The 16,229-nt window shown below is 45.1% G+C and carries 12 protein-coding genes; 11 read left to right on the forward strand and 1 reads right to left on the reverse strand.

Annotation, left to right across the window (positions count from 1 at the left end; translation table 11 throughout):
• The first annotated feature begins 4 nt into the window (after positions 1-4).
• The 11 genes from ispC to tilS all read left to right on the forward strand — a co-directional run bounded on the left by ispC (position 5) and on the right by tilS (position 15,022).
• Positions 5-1,195, forward strand: coding sequence for a 1-deoxy-D-xylulose-5-phosphate reductoisomerase (gene ispC / locus ACHUFW_RS02385; protein ID WP_394200383.1), 1,191 nt, complete (start codon positions 5-7; stop codon positions 1,193-1,195).
• A gap of 18 nt (positions 1,196-1,213) precedes the next feature.
• Positions 1,214-2,575 (forward strand): sigma E protease regulator RseP, encoded by a 1,362-nt coding sequence (gene rseP, locus ACHUFW_RS02390; RefSeq protein ID WP_394200384.1) that lies wholly within the window; start codon positions 1,214-1,216, stop codon positions 2,573-2,575.
• A gap of 31 nt (positions 2,576-2,606) precedes the next feature.
• Positions 2,607-5,090, forward strand: coding sequence for an outer membrane protein assembly factor BamA (gene bamA, locus ACHUFW_RS02395; RefSeq protein ID WP_394200385.1), 2,484 nt, complete (start codon positions 2,607-2,609; stop codon positions 5,088-5,090).
• 63 nt (positions 5,091-5,153) lie between these two features.
• Positions 5,154-5,648, forward strand: a complete 495-nt coding sequence (locus tag ACHUFW_RS02400; RefSeq protein WP_394200491.1) for an OmpH/Skp family outer membrane protein — start codon at positions 5,154-5,156, stop codon at positions 5,646-5,648.
• 6 nt (positions 5,649-5,654) lie between these two features.
• A complete protein-coding gene (lpxD, locus tag ACHUFW_RS02405; RefSeq protein WP_394200386.1) occupies positions 5,655-6,680 on the forward strand; it encodes a UDP-3-O-(3-hydroxymyristoyl)glucosamine N-acyltransferase in 1,026 nt (341 codons plus the stop codon).
• Between the two features lie 32 nt (positions 6,681-6,712).
• The gene (fabZ, locus tag ACHUFW_RS02410; RefSeq protein ID WP_394200387.1) at positions 6,713-7,174 is read left to right on the forward strand and encodes a 3-hydroxyacyl-ACP dehydratase FabZ; all 462 of its coding nucleotides are present in this window, start codon (positions 6,713-6,715) and stop codon (positions 7,172-7,174) included.
• Positions 7,171-7,941, forward strand: coding sequence for an acyl-ACP--UDP-N-acetylglucosamine O-acyltransferase (gene lpxA, locus ACHUFW_RS02415; RefSeq protein ID WP_394200388.1), 771 nt, complete (start codon positions 7,171-7,173; stop codon positions 7,939-7,941). The genes fabZ and lpxA overlap by 4 nt, the downstream gene beginning before the upstream one ends.
• Before the next feature lie 72 nt (positions 7,942-8,013).
• The gene (lpxB, locus tag ACHUFW_RS02420) at positions 8,014-9,162 is read left to right on the forward strand and encodes a lipid-A-disaccharide synthase (RefSeq protein WP_394200389.1); all 1,149 of its coding nucleotides are present in this window, start codon (positions 8,014-8,016) and stop codon (positions 9,160-9,162) included.
• Positions 9,162-9,782, forward strand: coding sequence for a ribonuclease HII (gene rnhB, locus ACHUFW_RS02425; RefSeq protein WP_394200390.1), 621 nt, complete (start codon positions 9,162-9,164; stop codon positions 9,780-9,782). The genes lpxB and rnhB overlap by 1 nt, the downstream gene beginning before the upstream one ends.
• Positions 9,783-10,160: 378 nt before the next feature.
• Positions 10,161-13,634: a DNA polymerase III subunit alpha gene (gene dnaE / locus ACHUFW_RS02430; RefSeq protein ID WP_394200391.1), complete on the forward strand. Its 3,474-nt coding sequence runs from the start codon at positions 10,161-10,163 to the stop codon at positions 13,632-13,634.
• Positions 13,634-15,022: a tRNA lysidine(34) synthetase TilS gene (gene tilS, locus ACHUFW_RS02435; RefSeq protein WP_394200392.1), complete on the forward strand. Its 1,389-nt coding sequence runs from the start codon at positions 13,634-13,636 to the stop codon at positions 15,020-15,022. Before dnaE ends, tilS begins: the two co-directional genes overlap by 1 nt.
• 169 nt (positions 15,023-15,191) lie before the next feature.
• Here the strand turns inward: tilS and dgcS are convergent, their stop codons facing one another.
• A complete protein-coding gene (gene dgcS, locus ACHUFW_RS02440; protein WP_394200393.1) occupies positions 15,192-16,070 on the reverse strand; it encodes a diguanylate cyclase DgcS in 879 nt (292 codons plus the stop codon).
• Positions 16,071-16,229: the final 159 nt, after the last annotated feature.

A 16,229-nucleotide genomic window follows, 5' to 3' on the forward strand; every position in this document is an offset into this window, starting at 1 on the left:
ATAGATGCAAAACATGGTTATTTTAGGTGCGACTGGTTCAATTGGAACCAGTACCCTAAGTGTGGTTGCGGCCAACCCAACCGCTTTTAAAGCGTTTGCATTAGTTGCCCATAGCAGTGTGGATAAAATGGTAGACTTGTGTTTACAGTTTAATCCATCCATTGCTCATATGGTTGATGCTAACGCCGCTGCTGAGCTTCAGAAGCGTTTACCTGCGCATTTAGCCGTTGCTGTGTCTACCGGTGCCGATGAACTGGCCCAAATTGTATCTATGCCGCAAGTAGATACTGTGATGGCGGCAATTGTAGGAGCTGCGGGACTACCAGCTACATTGGCTGCGGTTAAAGCTGGTAAAAAAGTCCTGCTGGCAAATAAAGAAGCACTGGTGATGTCTGGTCGTTTGTTCATTGATGAGGTAGAGCGCTCTGGTGCTCAGCTATTACCTGTTGATAGTGAACATAATGCGATTTTTCAGTGCTTACCTGAGTCCGTTCAAACCCAAATTGGGCGCTGTGACCTAACGGCTGCTGGCATCTCTCATATCTTACTCACTGGCTCTGGCGGGCCATTTTTACAAGTCCCCCTTGAAAGCCTAGTGAGTAAAACGCCAGATCAAGCGTGTAAACACCCCAACTGGTCTATGGGGCGCAAGATCTCAGTTGATTCTGCCACGATGATGAATAAGGGCCTTGAGTATATTGAAGCGCGATGGTTATTTAATGCTAACCGCGAGCAAATCCAGGTGGTGATTCATCCGCAAAGCGTAATTCATTCGATGGTACAGTATATCGATGGTTCAGTATTGGCCCAAATGGGCAAGCCTGACATGCGTACTCCGATTGCTCATTGTATGTCCTATCCACAGAGAATTTGTTCTGGCGTTGAACCTTTGGACTTTTTTAAAGTCGGACAATTAAGCTTTGTTGAACCTGACTTTGCGCGTTTCCCAGGTTTAAAGCTTGCTATTGATGCTTGTGAGCAAGGGCAGGAAGCGACAACGGTATTAAATGCCGCCAACGAGATCTCTGTTGCAGCGTTTTTAGATGGCGCAATTAAGTTTACTGATATTGCTAAAGTCAATGAGTTAAGCTTAAATCGCATACCGCAAACTAATTTAAATAGCATTGAAGATATTATGCAGCTAGATGCACAAGCACGTGTCGTCGCAGCTGAAGTAGTCAGTGGACTCATTTAATCGTAATAAAGGAAATGGATGTTTGATTTTCTATGGAACTTAGGTTCCTTCATTATCGCTTTAGGTATGTTGATTACCGCACACGAATATGGCCACTTTTGGGTGGCGCGTCGCTGTGGTGTGAAAGTCGAACGTTTTTCTATCGGTTTTGGCAAGGCCATTTGGCGTAAAACAGGCCAAGATGGCACCGAATATGTTGTCGCGATGATTCCCCTTGGTGGATACGTCAAAATGCTCGATGAGCGAGTTGATGATGTGCCTGAATCGCTCAAGTCACAAGCATTTAACCGTAAAACCGTTTGGCAACGTATTGCGATTGTTGGCGCTGGACCTATGGCGAACTTTATATTTGCCATTTTCGCGCTCTATATCATGTATCTTATCGGTGTCCCTGCGATAAAGCCCGTTATTGAGTCGACCCAAGCCGATAGCCCTGCTGCCGTGATTAGTGTTAACGAGCCGATGCAGGTGACGGCTGTTGGTGGAAAGCCAGTTCGTACTTGGGAAGAGGTCACTTATGCTTTGGTGAGCCATATTGGTGATGAACGCTTAGCGATGACCTTGGCGCCACTTAAAGGTGGATATGGTAAAGAGCAGAGCTATCAGCTTGATATTAGTCAGTGGAAGTTTGACCCCGATAAACAGTCACCAATAACCTCGCTTGGCTTGGAGGTGTTTCGACCTGAAATTACCCCAGTTTTAGGTATGGTCAGTGATGATGGCGCCGCCGCGGCCGCGGGCATGAAGGTGGGCGATAAACTGGTGGCGGTTAATCAAACCCGCTATCAGGATTGGGATCAATTTGTCGAGCTAGTTAAAGCATCCCCTAACCAGCCTCTTGCTATCACAGTGCAGCGTGACGGTGAACAATTAATACTCGATGTGACACCCAAAGCACGGCGCGGCGACTCCGGTGTCGAAGAAGGGGTCATTGGTGTAGCGCCGACTCAAGCTAATTGGCCAGAAGATATGCGGCTGCAATTAGAGTATGGGTTAATAGATTCTTTTGCTGTTGCTGCTGATAAAACGTGGCAACTTATCTCTGTGAGCATTAAGATGATTGCCAAACTCTTTACCGGCGATGTATCGGTGAAGAATTTGAGCGGTCCAATTTCTATTGCACAAGGTGCGGGAAGCAGTGCAACATATGGATTGGTTTATTTTTTAGGATTCCTAGCATTAATCAGCGTAAACTTAGGCATTATTAATTTATTGCCTTTGCCAGTGCTTGATGGTGGGCATCTTGTTTATTACTTCATCGAAGTAATTACGGGTAGGCCTGTACCAGAAAAGGTACAGGAAATTGGATTCAGATTTGGGGCAGCCTTGCTGCTAATGTTGATGAGTATAGCCCTTTTCAATGATTTTTCCCGACTCTGAGCAAGGACACACAAATAATTAGAAGTGCTCTATGAGATTGAATAAACTTTTTGCCTCGATGTTATTAGTCGGTGCGTCTTTATCAGGGAACGGTTGGGCCGATACATTCCAGCCATTTGAAGTAGCCGATATCCAAATTCAAGGCTTACAACGGGTTGCACTGGGTGCGGCACTGTTGAATATGCCTATTAAGGTGGGTGATACGGTTGACCAGCAACGTTTGCAGCAAGCGATTAAAAGCTTGTATGCATCAACTAACTTTGAGCATATTGAAGTTAGTCGAGACGGTAATGTGCTCGTGGTTACCGTTAAAGAGCGGCCTACGATCAGTACGGTTACTTTTGAAGGTAACAAAGACATTAAAGATGAGCAGTTACAAGAAAGCTTGGACAGCTCAGGTGTTAAAGTCGGTGAGTCACTAGACAGAACCATGCTCAGCGGCATCGAGAAAGGTCTACAAGACTTCTATTACGGTGTAGGTAAATACGGCGCGAAAGTTGAAGCGCAAGTGATCAATCTGCCACGTAACCGTGTTGAGTTAAAATTTAACTTCACTGAAGGTTTAGCAGCAGAAATCGAGCAAATTAATGTTGTCGGCAATACGGTATTTACCGATGCTGAGCTCATCGGCATGCTTGAACTTAAAGATTATGTCGCTTGGTGGGATATTTTCGGCGAGCGCCGCTATCAGAAACAAAAGCTACAAGCTGACTTAGAAACCATTAAAACCTTCTACCATAATCGTGGCTATATTCGTTTTGATGTTACTTCAACCCAAGTAGCGATGACACCGGATCGTAAAGGCTTGTACATCACTATTAACGTGGATGAAGGTGAGCAATACACCGTTAATGAAGTTAATCTAACGGGTGAATTGATGGGCCGTGAGAAAGTCATGGAAGCCATCTTGCCGATTAAGAGTGGTGAGATGTATAACGGTGCAGACGTAACCTTTGCTGAAGAAATGTACAGCAAATACCTAGGCCGTTTTGGTTATGCTTACCCTGAAGTGACGACATTCCCAGAGATTGATGACGAGAACAAACAAGTTAACTTGAACATCAATATTCAACCGGGTAAACGTGTTTATGTTCGCAGCATTAATTTCTCTGGTAACCAAGTTACTAAAGATGAAGTGATGCGTCGTGAGTTACGCCAGATGGAAGGTGCATGGTTAAACTCTGCACAAGTTGAGCTGTCTAAAGCTAACTTAAACCGCTTGGGTTACTTCGAAACAGTTGATACTGAAACGGTGCAGGTACCTGGTACAGATGACTTAGTTGATGTAGCCTTTAACGTTAAAGAGCAGCCTTCGGGGTCATTTAACGCAGGTGTGGGTTATGGTACTGAGTCTGGCTTAAGTTTGCAGTTCGGTGTTCAGCAAAGTAACTTCTTGGGTACAGGTAACCAAGCAGGCGTTAATCTAAATACCAACAAGTATTCGAAAAACGTTAATCTCTCCTTCACCGATCCATACTTTACTAAAGATGGTGTTAGTTTAGGTGGTAGTATTTTCTGGAATGAGTTTGATGCGCAAGAGGCGAACCTGGAACGCTATAAAAACAGCTCATATGGTATTGCTGTGAACTCTGGCTTCCCTATCAATGAATATAACCGTATTCATGGTGGGTTAGGTTATCGCCACAATAGTATTTCGGAAATTTCCGCTTATGAGCAAGCGCTGAGATTCTATAACATTTATCGTGATCCAGATGACCCTAACGCCGACTTAGCATTCGATAACTTTGAAATGAATATTGGTTGGTCACGCCGTACATTAAACCGCGGAACCTTCCCATCGTCTGGTTCGTCACAGCGCTTTAATGCGAAGATGACCATTCCTGGATCGGATCTTCAGTACTTTAAGACTGATTTTAATACTGACTTCTATTTCCCGTTAAATCGTAACCACAGCTTTGTGCTCTTAACTAAAGCTCGCCTAGGTTATGGTAATGGTTATGGTAAGTTCCATGATAATGATCAGATCCTACCGTTCTGGGAAAACTATTATTCAGGCGGAAGCAGCTCATTGCGTGGCTTTAAGTCTAATTCAGTAGGTCCGCGTTCATTCTACCTATATCGAGGTGGCGAGCCATGCTCACCTGATCCATCGGGTGATGGTTGTTCTCTACCAGGCGATCCGAACCGTATCGATGTCAGTGAAGGTCGGTCTATTGGTGGTAACGCAATTGCGACAGCTACGATTGAAATGATTGTACCAACGCCATTCTTGGACGAAGCGTATACTAATTCGGTACGAACTAGTTTCTTTGTTGATGCCGGTAACGTGTGGGATACTGAGTTTGATTATGATTCATATCGATTCCTTCCGGCTGAACAGTTTGCTAAGCTAGAGGATTACTCGGATCCGAGTCGAATTCGTGCTTCGGCAGGTATGAGTGTACAGTGGCTATCGCCAATGGGGCCTATGGTATTTAGCCTCGCGTGGCCAATTAAGGAATATGAAGATGATGACACTGAAATCTTCTCATTTAATATTGGTCAAACTTTCTAAAATTAATTAATAAAGTTTACTCTGCTTAATTAGCAGAATAAGAAGGAGTCTATTTTGAAAAAGATGTTTAATCGCGCAATGATGGTTTTGGTTCTTTTAGGTGCCCCATTAGCCGCTCAAGCAGAAAAAATTGCTGTTGTTGATATGCAAGCGGTATTTGAGCAATTGCCTCAGCGCGAAGCTGTTAATAAAACATTGAAAGCTGAATTTGGCGACCGTGTTGCAGCTGTGCAAAAAATGCAAGACGAGCTTCGTGATATGCTAGAAAAGCAGCAACGTGATGCGGCCCTGATGAGCGATGCTCAAAAAACTGAGCTAGTGCGTAAAATGGAGTCAATCAAAGCTGAGCTGCAGTTAAAAGGAAAAGCCCTTGACGAAGACATGCGTCGTCGCAATGGAGAAGAGCAGAATAAACTGCTTGTTGAAGTACAAAAAACCATTAATGAAATTGCGGAAAAAGAGCAGTATGACGTGGTATTACAACGTGGTGCGGTAATTTACGTTAAACCAACTTCAGATATTAGTAGCAAAGTTGTTGATGCACTAAGTAAAGGCTAATGCTTGATGAAGCATTTTACATTAAGTGAGATTGCATCGCACTTAGATGGAGAGGTGGTTGGCGATGGCTCAATCACCATCTCAAGTGTTGCTACATTAGAAAAGGCGCAAGCTAATCAGCTTGCGTTTCTTGCTAATCCTAAGTATCGCTCGCAGCTTGATACAACAAAAGCTGGCGCTGTATTGTTAAATGAACAAGCGCTAGCTGGCTATCAAGGCAATGCCATTGTGCTCAAAGACCCTTATGTGGGGTTCGCGCGGGTTGCACAACTACTTGATAGTACGCCTAAGTCGGCCGATGGTATACACCCAAGTGCTGTCATTGATGATAGTGCCAAGCTTGGCCAAGGGGCTGAGGTTGGTGCTAATGCAGTGATTGGCGCTAATGTGATTATTGGTGAAGGGGTTCAAGTTGGCGCAGGGTGTGTCATTGGTCAAGACAGCATTATTGGCAGTGGCACTAAGCTTTGGGCTAACGTGACGATTTATCATAATGTCCACCTTGGGCAAAATTGTATTGTTCATGGCGGTGCAGTCATTGGTTCTGATGGCTTTGGTTATGCCAATAACCGCGGCCAATGGGTTAAAATCCCTCAGACTGGTGGCGTCAGAATCGGTGACAATGTAGAGATAGGAGCGAGTACGACAATCGATCGTGGCGCGCTTGATCATACAGAAATTCACGAAGGCGTGATTATCGATAACCAAGTGCAGGTAGCACATAACGTGGTTATTGGAGCACATACCGCCATTGCAGGAAGTACGACGCTTGCAGGCAGCTTGACCATAGGTAAATACTGCATCATTGGTGGCAATACTGCGATAGCCGGTCACTTGTCCATTGTTGATGGCACCCATGTCTCAGGTGGTACTAACGTAACCAGCGAAATTAGAAAGCCTGGTCTATACTCCTCTGCAACGATTGCAACAGAAAACAAGCTTTGGCGGCGTAACACCGTTAGATTTAGACAATTAGATAGTCTGTTTCAACGGGTTAAAAAGTTAGAGCAAAACGTAAAATCAGAAGATTAACTGCCCTGGGTGGCGGCTAAGGAAGTAATTGAGTGTCAAACGAATTAAATACGATGGATATCAAAGAGATTTTAAAGTTTCTGCCTCATAGATATCCATTTTTGTTGATTGATCGCGTATTGGATTTTACCTCGGGTGAAACCTTGCACGCGATTAAAAATGTCACAATCAATGAGCCATTTTTTCAAGGCCACTTCCCGGTTCAACCGGTCATGCCTGGTGTACTCATTTTAGAAGCCATGGCGCAAGCGACCGGTTTATTGGCATTTAAGACCATGAGCGACGTGCCATCAAATGATGCACTGTATTACTTTGCTGGTATTGATAAAGCTCGCTTTAAACGCGTGGTTGAGCCAGGTGATCAAATACACTTTGAAGTAAAAATGATTAAAGAACGCCGCGGGATTGGGGTGTTCACTGGTGAAGCTAAAGTGGATGGTGAACTAGTTTGTTCAGCTGAAATTATGTGTGCACGCAGAGAGATCAGCAAGTGATAGATAAGTTAGCTTATGTACACCCTAGCGCTAAAATTGGCGATAATGTAACGATTGGTCCTTGGACTTATGTTGGTGCCGATGTCGAAATTGGCGACGATTGCCACATTAGCTCTCATGTCGTTATTAAAGGCCCAACTGTAATAGGTAAAGGCAATCGTATCTTCCAATTTGCATCGGTTGGTGAAGATTGCCAAGACAAGAAATATGCAGGCGAGCCTACACGCCTTGAGATTGGTGATAACAACGTTATCCGCGAGTCTGTGACCATTCACCGTGGTACAACTCAAGATCAAGGCCTGACAAAAATTGGCTCAAATAACCTGTTTATGGCCTATGTACATATAGCCCATGATTGTGTTGTTGGTGATAACGTCATCATGGCTAACAATGCTTCTATTGCAGGCCATGTGCATGTCGGTGATTGGGCGATACTCGGCGGAATGACCGGAGTTCACCAATTTGTAAAAATTGGCGCTCATGCGTTTACTGCGGGTTACTCGTTGATTTTACAAGATGTGCCGCCATTTGTGATGGCATCGGGCCAACCTGCGATTCCACGTGGGCTCAACAGTGAAGGCTTGAAACGTCGTGGCTTCTCCAAAGAGAGCCAGTTAGCCGTGCGTCGCGCTTACAAAACCCTTTACCGTAAAGGGTTAACCGTTGAAGAAGCGATAGCAGCTCTTGCCGAAGACGAAGCACAAGATGAGCAAGTCGCCATGTTGGCTGATTTTGTTAAACAGTCCAGCCGCGGCATTATTCGCTAACAGCTTGCCTACTACAAAGAGCTCGTTATTTAACGGGCTTTTTTTTATTTAGTCATTTAATAGTACGATGGTATGAGTGAAGTAAAACAAAAAGTGTTTGCCATGGTGGCGGGGGAGCTCTCTGGCGACATATTAGGTGCAGGTCTAATTAAAGCACTAAAACAACAATATCCCGATGCACGGTTTGTGGGAATCGGTGGGCCGCAAATGGATGAACTGGGTTTTGAATCCTTGTTTTCATTTGAAGAGCTTGCCGTGATGGGAATTGTTGAAGTTTTGTCTCGATTGCCACGGCTGCTTCATGTTAGAAAGTCACTGATTGATAGCATAGAAGCGTTACAGCCCGATTGCTTTATTGGTATCGATGCCCCTGATTTTAATATCGGATTAGAGCTGAAGTTAAAACAGCGCGGTATCAAAACCGTGCATTACGTCAGCCCTTCAGTGTGGGCGTGGCGTCCAAAGCGGATTTTTAAGATTGCGAAAGCCACTAACATGGTGCTGTCTTTGTTGCCCTTTGAAAAAGCTTTTTATGATAAGCATCAGGTACCGTGTACCTTTGTTGGTCATACCTTGGCGGACGACATCCCGTTAGAATCTAATAAGCTTGCAGCCCGTCAAGCCCTTGGTTTGGATGCCGAATCTGAGTATTTGGCTATTTTACCAGGATCACGGGGCGGTGAACTTAAACAATTGGCCGAACCTTTCGTTAAAGCGGCCATGCTCCTTAAGCAAGATTACCCTGATTTAAAGTTTGTGACCCCGCTGGTAAACAGTCGACGCCGCGAACAATTTGAAGCGGCGTTAAAACAATATGCACCCGATCTCGCCATTACTTTAATAGAAGGTCAGTCTCGACAAGTCATGGCTGCGGCAGATACCATTTTATTAGCGTCGGGGACTGCTACGTTAGAAGCCATGTTGGTTAAACGGCCCATGGTGGTGGCTTATAAAGTCAATGCACTGACCTATAAAATTGCCAAAGGTATGATGCAAATCGATAGCTACTCGTTACCGAATTTATTGGCTGGTGAGAAAATCATTCCAGAGCTGATTCAAGCAGATTGCACCGCAGAAAAAATTGCTGCGGCTGTCGCACAGCAGCTAGATCAAGACTGTCGCCCGTTAATGCAAACATTTATGAATATGCATAAATCCTTGCGTTGCAATGCCAGTGAAGTGGCCGCCAATGCGGTGGTAAAATTGGTGGAGAGCAAGTAATGGCAGTTTTTAAGTCAATTAATGATGAGCAAATACAACAACTCACCACAGGCTATTATGCTGGTGTTGATGAGGTAGGCCGTGGCCCTCTAGTTGGTGATGTCGTGACTGCCGCTGTGGTCTTAGATCCAAATAATCCGATTATTGGTTTAAATGATTCAAAAAAGCTGTCTGAAAAGAAGCGTGATGCATTGTACGAGCAAATTTTAGAAAAGGCCTTGGATGTCAGCGTTGGACGGGCAACGCCTGCAGAAATCGATGAGCTCAATATATTGCATGCAACAATGTTAGCCATGCAACGGGCTGTGGCTGGATTAAAAGCCCGCCCAGATAGAGTGTTAATTGATGGTAATCGTGTTCCCGAATTGGATCACGAAGCCCATGCGGTTATCAAAGGTGATGGTTTAATTGACGGTATCAGTGCTGCATCGATTATCGCCAAGGTGGTACGTGATAGAGAGATGGCACAGTTGGACGAACGTTACCCTCAATATGGCTTTGCTAAGCATAAAGGCTATCCAACTAAAGCGCATTTTGAAGCACTAGCGACACACGGTGTGTTAGCTGAGCATCGTCGCAGTTTTAAACCGGTACAAACTGCGCTTGAACGTACCGAGTAAGTCAGCATCATTAATAGAGTCAACCCTTCTAGGGTGGATTGACCTTTTCAGCTCAGTTTTAGCAGTGTGTAGATTCTTTATATAAGGCTGATGCTTTGGTATGTAGTAGCGCTTTTTATAGCTGATAACGCTATAGATAGGAGCAACAAATACTGCTCGAAGGCCGGGGTGCGCTGAGGGCAAAATGCGTTTTACTCATCCTGCCCGGTAATTAACGTAGAGTGGCGCTAAAGCACTCGTCCTGATTAGCATGTTTTGACTAGGCGCCACCATCCGAGCTAAATTTAACCGTGAAAGGTCAACACGTCCTAGTGAGTTTGCCTTCAGTCTGTTAACCTCAAAGGCAGCGATTTTTGCCTAATGATAAAAGTATAGAGTATGTCCGAACCCCGTTTTGTGCACCTGCGTGTACACAGTGATTTCTCCATGTGTGATGGTCTAGCCAAAGTTAAACCGATTTTAGCTAAGGCGACTGAACTTCAAATGCCGGCTTTGGCATTGACAGATCAAACTAACCTTTGTGGTTTGGTGAAGTTTTACGGTGGTTGTCATGGTGCTGGGATTAAGCCCATTATTGGTGCTGACTTTTCCATGTTGGTCCCAGGATTTGAAAAAGAGTTTTGCTCTATCACGGTTATCGCCATCAACAATGAAGGTTATAAAAATCTGACCTTGCTGATCAGTGATGCTTTTTTGCGAGGCCATGTGCGAGACCGAGCTGTGATAGACCAGGCCTGGTTAGCTAAATACAGTGAAGGACTTATTTTGCTGTCCGGTGGTCGGGAAGGCGATGTTGGTAAGGCGCTGCTTAAAGGAAACCACAATCAAGTTAATGAACTACTTAGCTTTTATCAACAACATTTCCCGCAGCGTTACTATTTAGAGTTGATCCGTACCGGCCGTGTTGATGAAGAACGCTATTTGCATATGGCAGTGGACTTATCGACCCAAACTGGTGTGCCGGTGGTGGCAACCAATCAAGTCGTGTTTATGCAACCTGAGCAGTTTGAAGCCCATGAAATTCGAGTGGCGATCCACGATGGATTTACCTTAGCTGACCCACGCAGACCAAAGAAGTACAGCGAGCAACAGTATTTTCGCAGTGAAGATGAGATGTGTGAGCTGTTTTCAGATATACCAGAAGCATTGGCTAATAGCGTCGAAATCGCCAAACGCTGTAATGTTACCGTTAGACTGAATGAGTATTTCTTACCTAACTTCCCCACTGGTGACTTAAGTATTGAGGATTATTTGGTTGCGGTGTCTGAAAAAGGCTTACAGGAGCGTTTAGAGTTTCTGTTTCCTGATGAAGAAGAGCGCGCTAAACGACGTCCTGAATATGATGAGCGACTCGATGTTGAGCTAAAAGTTATTAATAACATGGGATTCCCCGGTTACTTCTTAATCGTAATGGAGTTCATTCAGTGGGGTAAGGACAATGATATCCCTATTGGTCCCGGTCGTGGCTCTGGTGCGGGTTCGCTTGTGGCTTATGCGCTGAAAATTACCGATCTGGATCCGCTTGAATTTGACTTGCTTTTCGAGCGATTCCTTAACCCAGAACGGGTATCGATGCCCGATTTCGACGTCGACTTTTGTATGGACCGCCGTGATGAAGTGATTGATCACGTGGCAGACCTCTACGGTCGAGACGCAGTATCGCAGATCATCACCTTTGGTACCATGGCTGCTAAAGCGGTAGTCCGAGATGTTGGCCGCGTGCTGGGACATCCTTACGGGTTTGTTGACCGAATCTCAAAAATGATTCCAGCAGAACCGGGAATGACGCTAGCGAAAGCTTTTGAAGCTGAGCCCGCCTTACCAGAATCCTATGATGCTGACGAAGATGTTAAAGATTTGATTGACATGTGCCGCATCTTGGAAGGCGTAACTCGAAACGCAGGTAAACACGCAGGTGGTGTGGTTATCGCACCCACTGTGATAACGGATTTTGCGCCCCTGTATTGTGATTCAGAAGGGCATAACCCAGTTACCCAGTTTGATAAAAACGACGTTGAAACTGCTGGCTTAGTTAAATTCGACTTCCTTGGATTAAGAACGCTAACCATTATTGACTGGGCATTGCAGATGATTAACCCTCGCTTGCAAAAGCAGGGTAAAGATGCGGTACGTATTGAAGCTATTCCTTTAGATGACCCTGCATCGTTTCGATTATTGCAGCGCTATGAAACCACCGCGGTGTTTCAGCTTGAATCCCGCGGTATGAAAGATTTGATTAAGCGTCTGCAGCCAGATTGCTTTGAGGATATGATTGCTTTGGTTGCATTGTTCCGTCCCGGGCCTTTGCAATCGGGCATGGTAGATAACTTTATTGAACGTAAGCATGGCCGTGAAGAAGTTTCTTACCCCGACTCTCAATATCAGCATGAGTCATTAAAAGAGCTGTTATCGCCCACCTACGGCATTATTTTGTATCAAGAGCAGGTGATGCAGATTGCCCAGGTATTAGCAGGCTATACCTTAGGTGGCGCTGATATGTTGCGTCGTGCAATGGGTAAGAAGAAACCTGAGGAGATGGCCAAACAACGCGGTACCTTCAAAGAAGGGGCGATCAACAATGGTGTTGATGGTGAGTTGTCGATGAAAATCTTCGACTTGGTGGAGAAGTTTGCGGGTTACGGCTTTAACAAATCTCACTCTGCAGCTTATGCATTGGTGTCTTATCAAACCCTGTGGCTCAAAACCCATTACCCAGCTGAATTTATGGCTGCGGTAATGTCTGCCGATATGGACAATACCGATAAGATCGTGGTGTTGGTTGATGAATGCGAACGTATGGGGTTGCCGCTTATTCCGCCCGACGTCAACAAAGGGCTGTTTAAGTTTACTGTCGATGAAGAACAAAACATTGTTTACGGTATTGGTGCCATTAAAGGCGTGGGTGATGGGCCTGTCGATTCCATATTGCAAGCAAGGGAAAATGGGCCGTTTAAGGATTTATTTGATTTTTGCGCTCGAGTGGATCTGAAAAAGCTTAATAAGCGGGTTATTGAAAAGCTAATTTGCGCAGGTGCGCTTGATAGTTTAGGCCCGCATCGTGCAGCAATGATGGCGACACTACCCGAAGCGATTCGCGCAGCGGCGCAACACGCTAAAGCGGAAGCTATCGGACAGGAAGACCTGTTTGGCTTACTTAATACTGAGCCGGAAGATAACAAGCAACAGTTTGTTGATTGCACGCCATGGCCTGACAAAGTATGGCTAGAAGGTGAGCGAGATACCTTAGGGCTGTACTTAACGGGTCACCCAATTAATCAGTATTTAAAAGAGCTAAAACACTATACCTCTGGTCGACTGAAGGATGTCCACCCAACTGAACGTGGTAAAACCATGAAAGCTGCTGGATTGGTGGTGGCGACGCGTGTGATGATGACCAAACGTGGCTCAAAAATGGGCTTGGTGACCTTAGATGATAAGAGCGCTCGCTTAGAAGTTATGCTATTTACTGAGGCATTTGAGAAGTTTAATCATTTGCTTGAGAAAGACCGAATTTTGATTATTGAAGGTGAAGTCAGCTTTGATGATTTTTCCGGTGGTAATCGTATGACAGCTAGAAACATTATTGATATGGGCGAAGCGCGCAGTCATTTTGCCAGTGCGGTAGAAATTGATGTTGAAGCAGAGTGTATCTCTGTTGATTGGCTGGAGCAGTTTCGCTCTGCTGTGGAGCCGTGGAAAGCGGGTGCGGTACCAGTCAAAATTAACTATGCCCAGCCGCAAGCCAAAGCCCAGTTTAGGCTTGGTGACGAATGGCGGGTCAATCCGACCGATGAACTGATGTTGGCACTAGAGTCATTAACAGGATCCGATAAAGTACGGATTTTGTTCTAATGGAAAGCCTCGATGTTGCCGCACTGATTGAGCAAAGTATTCAACAAGTTGCATTGTCAGACGGTGCTAAGTTAGTGCTTGCATACAGTGGCGGCGTTGATTCAGAGCTTTTGTGTCTTGGCTTGGCTCAATATGCTCAATCAAACCCACAGTTCAATTATCTGCTTGTCCATGTTCATCATGGGTTAAGTGAACACGCCGAACAATGGCTTGAGCACTGTAAAACACGTGCGAAGGGCTACCAGTTAGCGATAAATTGCCAGCGAGTCTCACTTTCGCTGGGGCCGAGAGTCAGCACTGAAGCGGCAGCTAGAGAGGCGCGTTATCAGGTTTTTCAACAATATGTTCAACCCGGTGACGTGTTATTAACCGCCCACCATCAAGACGATCAGCTGGAAACTATTCTTTTGGCGTTAAAACGAGGCTTAGGGCCAAAGGGCTTGGCGGCAATGGGGCAAGTTCAGCCGTATGCTGAGAAAGCTTGGTTAGTTAGGCCACTTCTCAACGTCACTCGGGAGCAGATAGAGCACACTGCTAGCTTATTAGCACTGACGCATATTGAAGATGAAAGCAACGCTGATACTCAATTTGATCGTAACTTCTTACGCCACGATATTATTCCAAGGTTGAAGCAGCGCTGGGGAGCGATTACAACGACAAGTAGCCGCAGTGCCGCGTTGTGTGCTCAACAGCAACAGTTACTAGATGAAGTCGTTAGTGAACGCTTACCAGCACTGATAAACCATAGTAATCAGGTGCTAGCATCAAGTTTAGATTTAGACTCATTGGCTCAATATAGCTTGGATTGGCAAGCAATGTATTTGCGGGCGTTTATTGAGCAGTGCGGGTTTTCCTTGCCATCGCAAGCGCAGCTTCACAATCTGTTATCGCAATTAATGTATGCCAAAACCGATGCCCAAATTCATATCGTTTTAAAAGGAATGTTAGCTAAGCGCTATCAACAGCAATTATTTTTGCTTGAATCGACAACCTATCAACAGCCAATGGCTGTTATCGGTAGTAATCAACTGGATGTTAGCGGCGAGGTTAATGCCTGGCAGGTGAATTTAAATGACGGTTCACAGCTACAATTTCATGTAGAAACTTTAGGTTCAGGCCTAAAAAAACCGAATGCAAAGCAGCATGTGACGGTGCGTTTTGGTGCTGCGGGTAGTGTCATTGTGCACCCTTCATCAAGACAAAAAAGTCGTGAGCTTAAAAAAGTATGGCAGGAGTTTGGTGTTCCGCCTTGGGAGCGTGCTCGGGTGCCATTGGTTTATTATGACGATAAATTGGTGAGCGCTGTCGGTTATTGGGTGGAGAAAGCCTACCTTAGTCAAAACGGTGAGCCGCACCTTGCGGTCAGGCATCAACCAAAGTCAATCTGATTATTACTGTTCGGTAAGCAGAGTTACTGGCTAGCATGTTCGAAAGCTCGCCAAGAAACTGCTCGCTAAAGCCGGGAGCGAAAGCGACTTTAAGAGCAAACGGCTTAACGAGACTGCAATTTAAGATAAGCAAGCGTGAAGTTAGCCTTATGCCGATAGGTATTAGTTATTACGAAGCCACTTTGTAACAGTTTCTTCCAGATGCTTTGGCGTCATACAGGGCTTTATCAGCTTGATCATACAGTTGGTCAGCATTGAGATTTGTTTGCCACTGCGTCAGCCCCAAACTACTTTTAACTGAATACTTCTCTAGCTGGATACTGCTGCTGATCGCAGCCAAAATTCTGTCACATAATACCGATGCCGCCTGAGCATCACCTTGGACAATAATTACAAACTCATCACCACCAGTGCGGAATGCTTGATCCGTTGCTCGAATACTATTGGTTAGGATTTGCCCAAATGCGGTTAGCACTTGATCGCCGATAAGGTGACCATAACGATCGTTAAGCATTTTGAAGTTATCTAAGTCGAGCACGATCATTGATAGTGCCTGTTGATTGCGCTCTGCAACTGCAATCGCTTTACGGATACTTTCGTTGTAGTAGTGGCGATTACCAAGCTGAGTCAGTGAATCAAACATGGCTTGCTTCGCCATTTCACTGTATCGGGTTGCATTGACTAAAGGCTGGAGTAAGTAGCCTTGAATTTGCTGCATAATTTCAGCTTGTGATGGCATTAGCGGCGAGTTGACACGATAGCATAAGGTAACCGCTTCACCGCCCACCTCTAGATGCTGGTTGATCATCAACCCTTGATTGCGGCCCCATGAAAATTGGTAGTCTTTGTAATGTAACGTGACCCCTTGGATCGGCAAATGTTGGCCGATCACCTTACCAAAACAGGCAAACACTGTCCGTGGGTCTAAGCTTTCATGTAGCTGTTGCAGTATTTTCGTCATATCCGGTGCGTTACCCGAACTACGATTATAATGCGTAGGGTAACGATACTCTTCAGGGTAATAAGCCGTAGCTAAACCAAAGTCCATAATGTTTACTCCACCAAAAACGGACCACTAATGGTGGAACACAAGCAATATACGTGCCGATGTATAAAAATAGTTATAAAAGGTGCGCAAAGTGCCGCCTGGTGCGGAAGGTGAGGAAGTTTTACTTCCGCCATGTTTTTGACATCTAAGCTACTGTAT

Source organism: Shewanella waksmanii (assembly GCF_043643685.1).
In the GTDB taxonomy this organism is placed as follows: Bacteria; Pseudomonadota; Gammaproteobacteria; order Enterobacterales; family Shewanellaceae; genus Shewanella; species Shewanella waksmanii_A.

Coding starts and splice junctions, on each gene's coding strand:
- ispC (WP_394200383.1), top strand. CDS start 5: ATGCAAAACATGGTTATTTTAGGTGCGACTGGTTCAATTGGAACCAGT.
- rseP (WP_394200384.1), top strand. CDS start 1,214: ATGTTTGATTTTCTATGGAACTTAGGTTCCTTCATTATCGCTTTAGGT.
- bamA (WP_394200385.1), top strand. CDS start 2,607: ATGAGATTGAATAAACTTTTTGCCTCGATGTTATTAGTCGGTGCGTCT.
- ACHUFW_RS02400 (WP_394200491.1), top strand. CDS start 5,154: ATGTTTAATCGCGCAATGATGGTTTTGGTTCTTTTAGGTGCCCCATTA.
- lpxD (WP_394200386.1), top strand. CDS start 5,655: ATGAAGCATTTTACATTAAGTGAGATTGCATCGCACTTAGATGGAGAG.
- lpxB (WP_394200389.1), top strand. CDS start 8,014: ATGAGTGAAGTAAAACAAAAAGTGTTTGCCATGGTGGCGGGGGAGCTC.
- rnhB (WP_394200390.1), top strand. CDS start 9,162: ATGGCAGTTTTTAAGTCAATTAATGATGAGCAAATACAACAACTCACC.
- dnaE (WP_394200391.1), top strand. CDS start 10,161: ATGTCCGAACCCCGTTTTGTGCACCTGCGTGTACACAGTGATTTCTCC.
- tilS (WP_394200392.1), top strand. CDS start 13,634: ATGGAAAGCCTCGATGTTGCCGCACTGATTGAGCAAAGTATTCAACAA.
- dgcS (WP_394200393.1), bottom strand. CDS start 16,070: ATGGACTTTGGTTTAGCTACGGCTTATTACCCTGAAGAGTATCGTTAC.